The organism is Pseudomonas sp. RA_105y_Pfl2_P56 (genome assembly GCF_963970845.1).
GTDB classification, from domain to species: Bacteria; Pseudomonadota; Gammaproteobacteria; order Pseudomonadales; family Pseudomonadaceae; genus Aquipseudomonas; species Aquipseudomonas baetica_A.
Genome location: NZ_CAXAPL010000032.1, coordinates 15,525 through 28,238, shown reverse-complemented (window position 1 = coordinate 28,238; position 12,714 = coordinate 15,525). Strand labels below are relative to the sequence as shown.

The following is a 12,714-nucleotide window of genomic DNA, read 5'->3' as shown; positions in this document are numbered from 1 at the left end:
CTACCTCAGCTTCAGGGTGGCAAGGCCGATCAGCACGAGAATCACGGTGATGATCCAGAAACGGACGATCACGCGTGGCTCGGGCCAGCCTTTGAGTTCAAAGTGGTGGTGTATCGGTGCCATGCGGAATACACGGCGACCGGTCAGCTTGAAGGACGCCACCTGAATGACGACTGACAGGGTTTCCATCACGAACACGCCGCCCATGATGAACAGGACGATTTCCTGACGGACGATCACCGCGATGGTGCCCAGGGCTGCGCCCAGCGCCAGTGCGCCGACGTCACCCATGAACACTTGCGCCGGATAGGTGTTGAACCAGAGGAAGCCCAGACCGGCACCGATCAGCGCACCGCAGAACACGATCAGTTCCCCGGCGCCGGGCACATAAGGGATCAGCAGGTATTCGGCGAATTTCACGTTACCCGACAGGTAGCAGAAAATACCGAGGCCGCCGCCGACCATCACGGTTGGCATGATCGCCAGACCGTCGAGGCCGTCAGTCAGGTTGACCGCGTTGCTCGAACCGACGATCACAAAGTAGGTCAGCACGATGAAACCGGCGCCCAGCGGGATGCTGTAATCCTTGAGCATCGGCAGGATCAGCGTAGTTTCCACCGGCGTGGAAGCGGTCATATAAAGGAAGATCGCTGCGCCCAGGCCGAACACCGACTGCCAGAAATACTTCCAGCGGCTCGGCAGGCCACGGGAGTTTTTCTCGATGACTTTGCGGTAGTCGTCGACCCAGCCGATGGCGCCGAACAACAGGGTCACCAGCAGCACGGTCCAGACATAACGGTTGCTCAGGTCAGCCCACAGCAGGGTGCTGACGCCAATCGAGGACAGAATCAAGGCGCCGCCCATGGTCGGTGTGCCCGACTTGGACAGGTGCGATTGCGGGCCGTCGTTACGAACGGATTGACCGATCTGACGGTTCTGCAAAGTGCGGATCATCCACGGGCCATAGCACAGCGACAAAACCAGCGCGGTCAGCACACCGAGAATCCCGCGCAGGGTCAGGTACTGGAAGACCGCGAAGCCTTTGTAGAACTGTTGCAGATACTCCGCTAGCAGCAGCAGCATTAATGTTTCTCCAGACTGGACCCGCACAGAGCCGCCACGATGTTTTCCATCGCTGCACTGCGCGAACCCTTGATCAAAATGGTGGTGTTTGTGTCCTGCTCGGCGTCGAGGGCCTGGATCAGTTCGGCTTGCGTGCCGAAGTGATGCGCCTGTTCACCGAAAGCGGTTACGGCGTGGACCATGTTCGGCCCAACGGCATAAAGCGCGCAAACCTTGCCCCGGGCGTACTCGCCCACGTCGCGGTGCCCCTGCTCCGCCCAATCGCCCAACTCGCCGATGTCTCCGAGCACCAGGACGGTGCGGCCGGAAAAGCCGGCGAGTATATCAACGGCCGCGCACATTGAGGTGGGGTTTGCGTTGTAAGTGTCATCGATCACGCGCATGCCGTTCTTCGCCAGTTGCGCAACGGTGCGACCCTTGACCGGTTGCACCGCGCCAAGCCCGGTGGCGATGCCGAAGAGCGACACACCCAAGGCGTGTGCGGCGGCGGCGGCGGCCATGGCATTGGCGACGTTATGCGTGCCGAGCAGGTTCAGTTGAACGTACTCGACACCTTCAGGCGTGTGCAGATTGAAGGCCGGGCAGCCACGCGCATCGGTGCTCAAGTCGCTGGCATAGAAGTCAGCCTGCGAATTGCTGAGGGCGAAGGTCAGCACTTTGCGCCCGGCAGCGCGGGTCTTCCAGATACCGAAGGCCTTGTCGTCGAGATTGAGCACGGCAACGCCATCCGCTGCCAGACCGTCGATGATCTCGCCTTTGGCTTCGACGATTTTTTCCGGCCCGCCGAATTCGCCGACGTGAGCGGTGCCCGCATTGTTCAAGATCGCCACATGGGGCTTGGTCAGCCCAACGGTGTAAGCAATTTCACCCAGACGCGAAGCGCCCAGTTCGATCACGGCCGACGTGTGTTCCGGTGCCAGTTCGAGCAGGGTCAGTGGCGCGCCGAGGTCGTTGTTCAGGTTGCCACGGGTGGCCAATACCGGACCGCGAGTACGCAGGATGCTCGCGAGCATTTCCTTGACGGTGGTTTTGCCGCTGGAGCCAGTGATGGCAGCGACTGGCTGAGTGAAGGCGGCACGGTTCAAGGCACCCAACTGGCCCAAGGCCTGGCGGGTGTCTTTGACCAGCAGTTGCGCCAGCGTGCTGTCGGCGACTTCACGCTCGACCAGCGCGGCAACGGCGCCTTTGGCGGCGACGTCGTTCAAATAGTCATGACCATCGAAACGCGGGCCGGTCAGGGCAATAAACAGTTGGCCGGGCTGGATCGCGCGGCTGTCGATGCTGACGCCGTCGAAGCTGGCATCGGCGCTGATCAGGCGTGCGTCGAGCGCGTTGGTCAATTCGCTGAGCGTAAGGGCCTTAAGCATGGGCCACCTCCCACGCGGTCAGGGCGTGATCGGCCTCGACCAGATCAGAGAAGGCATGGCGCTCGCCGTTGATTTCCTGATAGTCCTCGTGACCTTTACCCGCCAGCACGATCACGTCATCCGCCGAAGCGCCGGCGATCAGTTGGGCAATTGCCTGACCACGGCCGGCAACGAACGTGACTTTATCCACAGCGGTGAAACCGGCGCGGATGTCATCGAAAATCACTGCCGGGTCTTCGGTGCGCGGGTTGTCGTCAGTGACCAGCACTTGATCGGCCAGACGCTCGACCACTTCGGCCATCAGCGGACGCTTGCCGCGATCGCGATCACCGCCGCAGCCGAACAGGCACAGCAACCGACCTTTGACGTGGGGGCGCAATGCCGTCAGCACTTTTTCCAGGGCATCCGGCGTATGGGCGTAATCGACCACCACCAACGGTTGCGTGCCACCGCCCAGACGCTGCATGCGACCGGCCGGGCCTTCGAGTTTTGGCAGTACTTTAAGAATTTCGTCCAGTGCGTAATCCAGCCCCAGCAAGGCACCGACCGCGGCCAGTATATTGCTCAGGTTGAAACGCCCCAACAACGTGCTGCGCAAATGATGTTCACCTTGCGGCGTCACCAGGGTGGCGAGCACGCCGTGGTCATCGAACTGGGCTTCGCGGCAATACAGATAGGCACTGCTGTCGAGCAGGCTGTAGGTAATCAGACGCGAATCGCGTTTTTCGGCCGCCAGTTGCCGGCCGAAATCATCGTCGAGATTGACCACACGGCACTTCAGATCGCTCCAGGCGAACAGCTTGGCCTTGGCCTCGGCGTAAGCCTGCATCGTGCCGTGGTAGTCCAGATGGTCGCGGGACAAATTGGTCATCACCGCCACGTCAAATGCCAATGCGGTCACCCGCCCCTGATCCAGACCGTGGGACGACACCTCCATGGCGACAGCTTTGGCGCCGGCCTTTTTCAGGTCGCCCAAAGTCGCTTGCACGGCAATTGGATTGGGCGTGGTGTGCAGGCCGCTTTGCAGTGCGCCATAGAAGCCGGAACCCAGCGTGCCGACGATGCCGCAATGCTGTCCGAGCAGATCCAGCGCTTGCGCCACCAATTGGGTCACGCTGGTTTTGCCGTTAGTGCCGGTCACACCGATCAGCTTCAGATGGTGGCTTGGCTCACCGTAAAAGCGCCCGGCGATGTCCGACAACTGTGCGGCCAGACCCTTGACCGGGATCAGCGGAACATCAGTGATCGGCAGCACCGTGGCGCCTTCCACCTCATAAGCCACCGCTGCAGCGCCGCGTGCGAGCGCATCGGCAATGTGCGCACGGCCATCGAACTTGCCGCCAGGCACCGCGAGGAACAGATCACCCGCGCGCACGTTGCGGCTATCCAGCGCCAGTTCACGGATCAACAGATCGTGGCCGGCGTGAGGGAATATCTTGTTCAGACTCAGAGACATCAGCCGCGCCCTCCATTGGCTTTCAGCGGAATAACCGGGGTGGCGTTGGCCTGTTGTGTCGTCGGCAGGTTGTCCGGGGTTACGTTCATCAGACGCAGGGTGCCGGACATCACACGGCTGAACACCGGCGCCGATACCAGGCCACCGAAGTAACCGGCCTTGGACGGCTCATCGATCACCACAACGATTGCGTAACGCGGGTCGCTCATCGGGCCGAAACCGGCGAACAGCGAGCGGTAGGAATTTTCGGCGTAGCCCTTGGTGCCCGTCGATGTCTTGCGCGCCGTCCCCGACTTGCCAGCCACGTGATACGCCGGCACCTTCGCACGGAACACGCCACGAGGCGCCTCGATCACTTGCTGCAGCATGCCTTGCATGGTTTTCGCGACGGCTTCAGGCAGCACTTGCGTGGTTTGCGGCGGCTTGTCGGTTTTGATCAGCGTCAGCGGCGCCAGACGACCGTTGTTGCCCAGCGCCGAAAAGGCGTGGACCAACTGGATCGCGGTCACGGAAATACCGTAGCCGTAGGACAGTGTCGCAGTTTCGGCCTTGCGCCATTCACGGTAGTTAGGCAGGTTGCCAACGCGCTCCCCCGGGAAACCGAGGCCGGTGTCCTGGCCCAGGCCGACTTTCTGCGCGAGACGGTAAATGGTTTCACCACCAATATCGAAGGCGACCTTACTCATGCCGACGTTACTGGAATTGATCAGAATGCCGGTCATGTCCAGCACCGGGCCTTCGCTTCGGGAGACGTCCTTGATGGTGTATTTACCAATCTGCAAGGTTCCCGGATACACCTCGACGGTGTCGGTCGGTTTCCACCGGCCGGACTCGATCGCAGCACTCATCGAGATCGCTTTCATGGTCGAACCGGGCTCGAACACGTCAATCATCGCGCGGTTACGCATCATCGCCGGCTGCAGGTTGCGGCGGTTGTTCGGGTTGTAGGTCGGCTGGTTGACCATGGCAAGGATCTCGCCGGTCTTCACATCCATGATCACCAGGCTGCCGGCCTTGGCGCCGTTCTCGATGATCGCGTTACGCAGTTCGCGGTTAGCCAGATATTGCAGACGCAGGTCAATGGACAACGCCAAGGGCTTACCGGCCTTGGCGTTTTTGGTGACCTGGACATCCTTGATCAGCCGCCCGCGCCGATCCTTGATGACCTGTCGTTTGCCCGGCACCCCGGCCAGCCATTCGTCATAAGCCAGTTCGATACCCTCACGACCGTGGTCATCGATGTCGGTGAATCCGACCATGTGCGCCGTCACTTCACCGGCCGGATAGAAACGCCGGAATTCTTCGATGCCATAGACGCCCGGCACTTTAAGGTCGAGCACAGCCTGACCCTGCTCGGGAGTCAGCCCGCGCACCAGATAAATGAATTCTTTGTTGGCCTGGGCTTCCAGGCGCTCGGTCAGTGCTTTCGGATCCTGCCCCAGCGCTGTCGCCAATGCAGGCCACTTCTCTTTGGCCGATTGCATTTCCTTGGGGTTGGCCCACAGGGTGGTCACCGGGGTACTGACCGCCAAAGGTTCGCCGTTGCGGTCGGTGATCAAACCACGGTGTGCAGGAATCGGAATGTGACGAAGACTGCGGGCATCGCCCTGACCTTTGAGGAAGTCACGGTCAACTACTTGCAGGTCGATAATGCGCCAGCAGATCGCTGCGACCATCACGCCGAGGAGCGCCAGCATCAGGCGGAAGCGCCACGGAAAGAGTGCGCCTTCAAGCTTCATCATGGCGCCACCATCTGCACGTCAGCCGCGCCCGGGATGTGCATTTTCAGTTGTTCAGTGGCCAGCACTTCGATCCGGCTGTGTGCGGTCCAGGTGCTTTGCTCGAGAATCAGACGACCCCATTCGGCTTGCGCCTTGTCGCGCACGCTCAGCTCGCTATAAAGGTTGTTGAGCAACTGACGGTTCCAGTGCGCGCTGTAAGACACGCCGATGGCCGACACGAGCACGCCGACAAACAGCAGCAGCATGAAAAAGCTGCCGCCAGGCAGTGGCTTGGCGAAAAGCTTGCTCACCGCAACTTCTCCGCGACACGCATGACGGCGCTACGGGAACGAGGGTTGGCTTTGAGTTCGGCGTCGGAGGCCGTCTGCGCTTTGCCATGGATTTTGATTTTCGGTTCGAACGCAACGTGGCGAACCGGCAGGTTGCGCGGCAGGTTGTCGGCTTCGCCTTTCACCAGTTTGCGCATGAACAGCTTGACGATACGGTCTTCGAGCGAATGAAAACTGATCACGACCAGACGGCCGCCCACTTCCAGAGCTTGCAGTGCCGCTTCGAGGCCAGCTTCCAGGTCACCCAATTCGTTGTTGACGTGAATGCGCAAACCCTGGAATGCACGGGTAGCCGGGTTCTTGCCCTTCTCCCATGCCGGGTTGGCGACTTTCAACACTTCGGCCAGATCAGCGGTGCGCTCGAACGGTTTGATATCGCGACGCTCGGCGACGGCACGGGCCATGCGCCCGGAGAAACGCTCTTCGCCGTACTCCTTGAACACTCGGGCGATTTCTTCAACCGGTGCGGTATTGACGAACTCGGCGGCGCTGATGCCTCGGGACGGATCCATGCGCATGTCCAGCGGGCCGTCATTGAGAAAGCTGAAGCCGCGTTCTGCGTCGTCGAGTTGCGGCGACGACACGCCCAGATCGAGCAGAATACCGCTGACCTTGCCGTCCAGCCCCCGTTCGGCGACGACTGAACCGAGCTCGGCAAAGCTGCGCTGCACAACGACAAAGCGGCCGTCTTCGGCCGCTAGCGCTTGCCCGGTGGCAATCGCTTGGGGATCCTTGTCGAACCCGATGAGTCGACCGTCCCGCCCGAGCTGACTGAGGACCAACCGACTGTGCCCGCCGCGCCCGAACGTGCCGTCCAGATAGCAGCCATCAGGACGTACGGCGAGAGCCTCGACGGCTTCGTCAAGCAGTACGGTGATGTGGTTAAAGCCGCTATCAATAGTCACAGGATCAAATCACGCAGTTCATCAGGCATCGCGCCCGGTTGTTGAATGGCAGCAAGGTCGGCGGCAGATACCGCGTTCCATGCATCCTCGTCCCACAATTGGAACTTGTTCAGTTGGCCTACCAGCATTGCGCGCTTATCCAATTTGGCGTATTCGCGCAGACGCGGCGGAACCAGAAAACGACCACTGCCATCGAGCTCGAGGTCGACGGCATTACCAATCAATAAACGCTGCAGGCGACGGTTCTCTTCGCGAAGCGAAGGGAGCGCGCGCAACTTGGTTTCAATGATTTCCCACTCATCGAGCGGGTAAACACACAGACATGGATCAACGGCATCGATCGTGACAATCAACTGGCCGGAACTACGCGATTCGAGCTCGTCACGGTACCGGCTCGGCATAGCGAGACGGCCCTTTGCGTCGAGACTGATAGCGTTAGCTCCGCGAAACACGTCTGCGTTTCTCCAATTTTTATCGTTTTGAGCTCAAAAAACCCACTTCATGCCACTTTCCGCCACTTGCGCACACTATAGGAATGCGCCCACCACACCGTCAAGGCGCGGATTAAAGGAAAACCCTTACAGAACGGAGATTTAGGAGCATAAAAGGAGGTGCAACGAGAATCTGGCGACTACTTTTGACCCATAACTTGATGCCGCACTGAAAGCTGCGATCGAAAGTTAAAGTAATTTGTTAAGAGTAAGATTTTTTCGGTATTACAAATGCGCTTCTGCTGTTGATTGAAGCAAGGTGGGAAATGGCTATTACTGCATTTGCCGCTGCCGAACGTTCAGCCAGGGCCTGCTGATAATACACAGCCCTGATGCCATTGATTCAAGCAGGGAAAGAAAAAGGTGGAGAGTCGATCTGTAAGCCGGGTTCTGTCTTGAACAGTCATTCGTCTACGATGGCCATCACTGGACATCTTTAGCAACCTACCCGGTCCCAGCGCGGGCCACGCCTTGGGACCCTATTTGGTCTTGCTCCAAGTGGGGTTTACCTAGCCACGAACTGTTGCCAGACGTGCGGTGCGCTCTTACCGCACCTTTTCACCCTTACCGGTGCCGAAGCACTTAGGCGGTTATTTTCTGTGGCACTTTCCGTAGGCTCACGCCTCCCAGGCATTACCTGGCACTTCGCCCTATGGAGCCCGGACTTTCCTCCCCCCCCTAATTTTCATAGAGGGCAGCGACTGTCCGATCGACTCTCCGCCGCGAAGGTTAACGGCAGAGCGACCGAAGAACAAGCCTTAATAGCCGCAAACCCGCTCTGTGCGATGGGTTACTCACCCTTCTGTTTATCCAGCGCGACTTGATACAACACGTTTTTACGCTCACCAGTGATTTGCGCTGCAAGCGCCGCCGCACGCTTGAGCGGCATCTCTTCGAGCAACAAATCAAGGATGCGCATCGCCTCGCTGCTGACAGCGTCTTCGGACTCCGGCGCGGTCCAGCCTGCCACCAACACCACACACTCGCCGCGCTGCTGATTGCTGTCGGACTCCACAAATGCGCGCAGCTCAGCCAACGGCAAACCTTTAAGGGTTTCGAACGTCTTGGTGATTTCACGGGCCAGCAACGCCTGACGCTCGCCACCGAAAACCGCCTCCATGTCCTGCAAACATTCAAGGATACGGTGCGGCGCCTCATAGAAAATCAACGTGCGCGGCTCTTCCTTGACGGCTTCCAGGCGCGCCTTGCGTCCGACTGACTTGGCCGGCAGAAAACCTTCGAAGATGAACCGGTCAGACGGCAGCCCCGCCGCCGATAGCGCAGCAATGAGCGCACAGGCGCCTGGCACCGGCACCACATTGATCCCGGCGGCCCGTGCCTGACGAACCAAGTGATACCCCGGATCGGAAATCAGCGGTGTTCCTGCATCAGAGATCAACGCCACGTTGTCACCCGCCAGCAAACGGGTAATAAAGCGGCTACCTTCATCTCGTTCGTTATGTTCGTGGCAGGCGGCCAGCGGTGTGGAAATACCAAAGTGCTGCATCAATCGTTGCGAGTGACGCGTGTCTTCCGCCGCGATCAGTGCCACTTCACGGAGAATTTTCAGTGCCCGGGCGCTGATGTCGTCCAGGTTACCGATGGGCGTCGCCACCACATAAAGCGAGCCAGCAGCGGAATTCAAAGGACCTGGAGCAGTCAAAGCGCACACCTCATGATCGGTAAAAGCCGGCATTGTAACGCGTCACGAGGCTCGCGATGCGTTCAGGCATCCTTGGGTTTTGTGCGTAACTGTGCGCCGCGGCAACATTTCCTTCAGCTAAATTGACTGATTCATGCCAGTAACATCGCGCCCCGGCCAGCGCTTGGGTACAATTCCACGCTAATTTGATCGAGTATCAGGAACACTTACATGATCGCTTGCCTGCGGCTGTTCACTGCCCTTTGCCTCGCTGCCTTGTTGGCGGCTTGCGCCAGCTCCCCTTCCTCCAGCCTTGGCGAACTTCCACGGACTCCGGATGCCAGCATCGAGCAAATGCTCGAACAGGCTACCCAAGCTAAAACCCCGGAAAAAGCTGCCCTGTTGCGCCTGAGCGCCGCAGATCTGGCTTATCGCCAGGGCAATGCCGGACAGTCCGCACAGATCCTGCAACAAGTGCCACTGGAGCAACTCAAGCCAGGCCAGCAGATTTTCGCCAGTACCTTGGCAGCGGAACTGGCCATGACGCGCAATCAGCCAAAAGCGGCGCTGACCGCGCTGAGCCATCCGAGCCTGCAACACTTGGGTGAAATGCCGGAAGATCAGCAGATACGCACCGGCACCGTGCACGCCCGCGCCCTGGAAGCCGATGGCCAGACGCTCGCCGCTGCCCGTGAGCGCGTCTTCATCGCCCCGATGCTGCAAGGTGAAGCCGCCAGCAAGAACCACGAAGCCATCTGGAGCCTGATCGCCTCGCTGCCGACCGATCAACTGCAACCCAACACCACCGACGATCTCGGTGGCTGGATGGGCCTGGTACTGGCCGTAAAAACCGCCGGGACCCTGGAACAACAGCAAGCCGCCATCGACACCTGGCGTGCACAAAATCCAAAGCATCCGGCCGCCATCAAGCTGCCATTGCCATTGGCCAAACTCAAGGAGCTGACCAGCCAGCCCCTGAGCAAGATTGCCCTGCTGCTGCCACAAGATGGTCAACTGGCTGCTGTCGGCAAAGCGCTACGCGAAGGCTTCATGGCTGCGCACTATCAGGCTCAACAGGCCGGGCAGAAGCCGCCAGCCATCGAGTTTTACGACAGCACGAAGCTGACCTCGATGGATGAGTTCTATCGCAAGGCTCAAGCCGATGGCGTGCAACTGGTGGTCGGACCGCTGGAAAAACCACTGGTCAAACAACTGAGCACTCGCCCACAACTGCCTATCACCACCCTGGCACTGAACTACAGCGAAGGCGATCAAGGTCCGGCACAGCTGTTTCAGTTTGGTCTGGCGGCTGAAGACGAAGCCCGCGAAGTGTCCCGCCGCGCCCGCGCCGACGGCCTGCACCGCGCTGCGATCATGGTGCCGAAAGGCGAATGGGGCGACCGCGTAATGCGCGCGTTCAGCCAGGACTGGCAAGCCAATGACGGCAGCGTTGTCGCCATCGAGCACATTGATCAACCTGTGCAACTGGCTCAGCAGATCGCTGATATGTTCCGGCTGCGCCAGAGCGAAGCCCGCGCCAAGAGCCTGCAAAATGCTGCCGGCACCAACGTAGCCGCACAACCGTCGCGCAGTCAGGACATCGAATTCATCTTCCTCGCCTCGACACCACAACAGGCACAGCAGATCAAGCCGACCCTGAACTTCCAGTACGCCGGTGACGTTCCGGTCTATGCGACCTCCCATGTGTACAGCGCCAGCGGCGATGTGAACCAGTACAACGACATGAACGGCATTCGCTTCTGCGAAACCCCATGGCTGCTGGAAACCAGCGATCCGCTGCGCCAACAAGTCACCGCACAGTGGCCGCAAGCGGCCGGCAGTCTGGGGCGTCTGTACGCCATGGGCGTTGACGCTTATCGCCTGGCTCCGCGCCTGAGCCAGCTCAAAGCCCTGCCGGACAGCCGCATCGAAGGCCAGTCGGGCAGCCTCGGCATGACCCAGACTCAACGCGTTGTGCGTCAGTTGCCTTGGGCGCAGTTCGTCAATGGTCAGGTCCAACGTCTGCCGGATACCCCGCGCTGATGCCCGACAGGTCACGCTCGCAAAGCGGTAAAGATGCCGAGCGCCAAGCGCTCGAGCATCTACAGAACCAAGGTCTGCGCCTGCTGGCGCAGAACTGGTTATGTAAACGCGGCGAGCTTGATCTGGTCATGCTTGATGGCGATACAGTAGTATTCGTTGAAGTTCGCTACAGAAAAAACACTCAATGGGGTGGAGCGCTCGCTAGTATCGATGGGCGCAAGCAGCAGAAACTGATTTTCGCTGCGCAGTATTTTCTTCAGCGCGAGTCGCGTTGGGCCAACTCCCCCTGCCGCTTCGACGTGGTGGCCATCGACAGCCATCCGAGTCAGCTGAACTGGTTGCAGAATGCTTTCGACAGTTGATCACCTGCACCCGACCCGTTTTTCACCCGACACATTTTGCTCTTTGCTTTGCGGGCTGCACATTCATGTGCCGAACAGCCGCGCTACTTAAGGTCACACAGATGGACATGCAATCCCGAATTCGCCAGCTTTTCCAGGCCAGTATCGACACCAAGCAACAGGCGATGGACGTACTTGCACCGCACATCGAGCAAGCCAGCCAGATCATGGTCAATGCCCTGCTCAACGAAGGCAAAATGCTTTCGTGCGGCAATGGCGGCTCTGCGGGCGACGCCCAGCACTTTTCCTCGGAGCTGCTTAACCGCTTCGAGCGCGAGCGCCCGAGCTTGCCAGCCATAGCCCTGACCACCGACACCTCGACGATCACCTCGATTGCCAACGACTACAGCTACAACGAAGTGTTCTCCAAGCAGATCCGTGCGCTCGGTCAACCAGGCGATGTATTGCTGGCGATTTCGACGAGCGGTAACTCGGCGAACATTATTCAAGCGATTCAGGCCGCACATGATCGCGAAATGATTGTCGTAGCTTTGACCGGACGCGATGGCGGCGGCATGGCGTCGCTGCTGTTGCCCGAGGACGTAGAGATTCGCGTACCGGCCAATGTCACTGCACGCATTCAAGAAGTCCACTTGCTGGCGATCCATTGCCTTTGCGATCTGATCGACAGCCAACTGTTCGGGAGTGAAGAATGACCCCTAATCGCCTTGGCCTTCTGGCCTTGACTCTATGCCTCGGCATCAGCGGCTGCACCTCAGTGGTGAATGCCAGCCGTGAAGCGCCGATTGAAGACGACCGCGGCACCCGCACCTTCGGCAGCAAGATCGACGACTCGCTGATCGAAACCAAAGTGGGCGTGAACGTAGCCAAGGCCGACCCGGCCCTGGATAACGATTCGCACATCGTCGTCACCAGCTTCAACGGCGTCGTGTTGCTGGCCGGCCAGACACCACGCGAAGACCTCAAGGCCAAGGCCGAGCAGGCCGCCGCCAACGTGCAGCGCGTGAAGAAGGTGCACAACGAACTGCAAGTGCTGCAACCCTCCTCCCTGCTGGCCCGTCAGAACGATGCCTGGCTAACCACCAAGATCAAGACCCAGATGCTCACCGACGCCAGCATTCCTGGCTCGCGCATCAAAGTCGTGACCGAGAACGGCATCGTCTACCTGCTGGGCCTGCTGACCAAACAGGAAGCCACTCAGGCCACCAACCTGGTGCAAGGCGTCTCCGGCGTGCAGAAAATCGTGAAACTGTTCGAGTACATCGACTGACACCCGCCCTTGCAGTAACAAAAA

General features: G+C 59.6%; 12 protein-coding genes and 1 other RNA gene. 4 read left to right on the top strand and 9 right to left on the bottom strand.

Annotated features, from left to right (window positions below):
• From mraY to rsmI, 9 genes are all read right to left on the bottom strand, one after another.
• Window positions 1-1,083, bottom strand: coding sequence for a phospho-N-acetylmuramoyl-pentapeptide-transferase (mraY, locus tag AACY11_RS20380; protein ID WP_103306215.1), 1,083 nt, complete (start codon window positions 1,081-1,083; stop codon window positions 1-3).
• Window positions 1,083-2,450 carry a UDP-N-acetylmuramoyl-tripeptide--D-alanyl-D-alanine ligase gene (locus tag AACY11_RS20375; RefSeq protein ID WP_339432156.1) on the bottom strand — a complete coding sequence of 456 codons (1,368 nt, stop codon included), beginning with the start codon at window positions 2,448-2,450 and terminating at the stop codon, window positions 1,083-1,085. The genes mraY and AACY11_RS20375 overlap by 1 nt, the downstream gene beginning before the upstream one ends.
• Window positions 2,443-3,906 (bottom strand): UDP-N-acetylmuramoyl-L-alanyl-D-glutamate--2,6-diaminopimelate ligase, encoded by a 1,464-nt coding sequence (locus AACY11_RS20370; protein WP_339432157.1) that lies wholly within the window; start codon window positions 3,904-3,906, stop codon window positions 2,443-2,445. Before AACY11_RS20370 ends, AACY11_RS20375 begins: the two co-directional genes overlap by 8 nt.
• Window positions 3,906-5,645, bottom strand: a complete 1,740-nt coding sequence (locus AACY11_RS20365) for a peptidoglycan D,D-transpeptidase FtsI family protein (protein WP_339495613.1) — start codon at window positions 5,643-5,645, stop codon at window positions 3,906-3,908. Before AACY11_RS20365 ends, AACY11_RS20370 begins: the two co-directional genes overlap by 1 nt.
• A complete protein-coding gene (ftsL, locus tag AACY11_RS20360) occupies window positions 5,645-5,938 on the bottom strand; it encodes a cell division protein FtsL (RefSeq protein WP_339432158.1) in 294 nt (97 codons plus the stop codon). Before ftsL ends, AACY11_RS20365 begins: the two co-directional genes overlap by 1 nt.
• On the bottom strand, window positions 5,935-6,882 hold the full coding sequence (gene rsmH / locus AACY11_RS20355) for a 16S rRNA (cytosine(1402)-N(4))-methyltransferase RsmH (RefSeq protein WP_445261981.1): 948 nt from the start codon (window positions 6,880-6,882) through the stop codon (window positions 5,935-5,937). Before rsmH ends, ftsL begins: the two co-directional genes overlap by 4 nt.
• A complete protein-coding gene (mraZ, locus tag AACY11_RS20350) occupies window positions 6,879-7,334 on the bottom strand; it encodes a division/cell wall cluster transcriptional repressor MraZ (RefSeq protein WP_221731512.1) in 456 nt (151 codons plus the stop codon). Before mraZ ends, rsmH begins: the two co-directional genes overlap by 4 nt.
• Before the next feature lie 402 nt (window positions 7,335-7,736).
• An RNA gene (rnpB, locus tag AACY11_RS20345) (RNase P RNA component class A) lies at window positions 7,737-8,090 on the bottom strand.
• 73 nt (window positions 8,091-8,163) lie between these two features.
• Window positions 8,164-9,069: a 16S rRNA (cytidine(1402)-2'-O)-methyltransferase gene (rsmI, locus tag AACY11_RS20340; RefSeq protein WP_339465304.1), complete on the bottom strand. Its 906-nt coding sequence runs from the start codon at window positions 9,067-9,069 to the stop codon at window positions 8,164-8,166.
• Between the two features lie 177 nt (window positions 9,070-9,246).
• On the opposite strand from rsmI, the gene AACY11_RS20335 reads away from it, so the two are divergent.
• From AACY11_RS20335 to AACY11_RS20320, 4 genes are all read left to right on the top strand, one after another.
• Window positions 9,247-11,058, top strand: a complete 1,812-nt coding sequence (locus AACY11_RS20335) for a penicillin-binding protein activator (protein WP_339495599.1) — start codon at window positions 9,247-9,249, stop codon at window positions 11,056-11,058.
• Window positions 11,058-11,420 carry a YraN family protein gene (locus AACY11_RS20330; RefSeq protein WP_150592666.1) on the top strand — a complete coding sequence of 121 codons (363 nt, stop codon included), beginning with the start codon at window positions 11,058-11,060 and terminating at the stop codon, window positions 11,418-11,420. The genes AACY11_RS20335 and AACY11_RS20330 overlap by 1 nt, the downstream gene beginning before the upstream one ends.
• Window positions 11,421-11,521: 101 nt before the next feature.
• On the top strand, window positions 11,522-12,115 hold the full coding sequence (locus tag AACY11_RS20325) for a phosphoheptose isomerase (protein ID WP_008082788.1): 594 nt from the start codon (window positions 11,522-11,524) through the stop codon (window positions 12,113-12,115).
• Window positions 12,112-12,690 (top strand): BON domain-containing protein, encoded by a 579-nt coding sequence (locus AACY11_RS20320; RefSeq protein ID WP_166221262.1) that lies wholly within the window; start codon window positions 12,112-12,114, stop codon window positions 12,688-12,690. The genes AACY11_RS20325 and AACY11_RS20320 overlap by 4 nt, the downstream gene beginning before the upstream one ends.
• Window positions 12,691-12,714 lie beyond the last annotated feature (24 nt).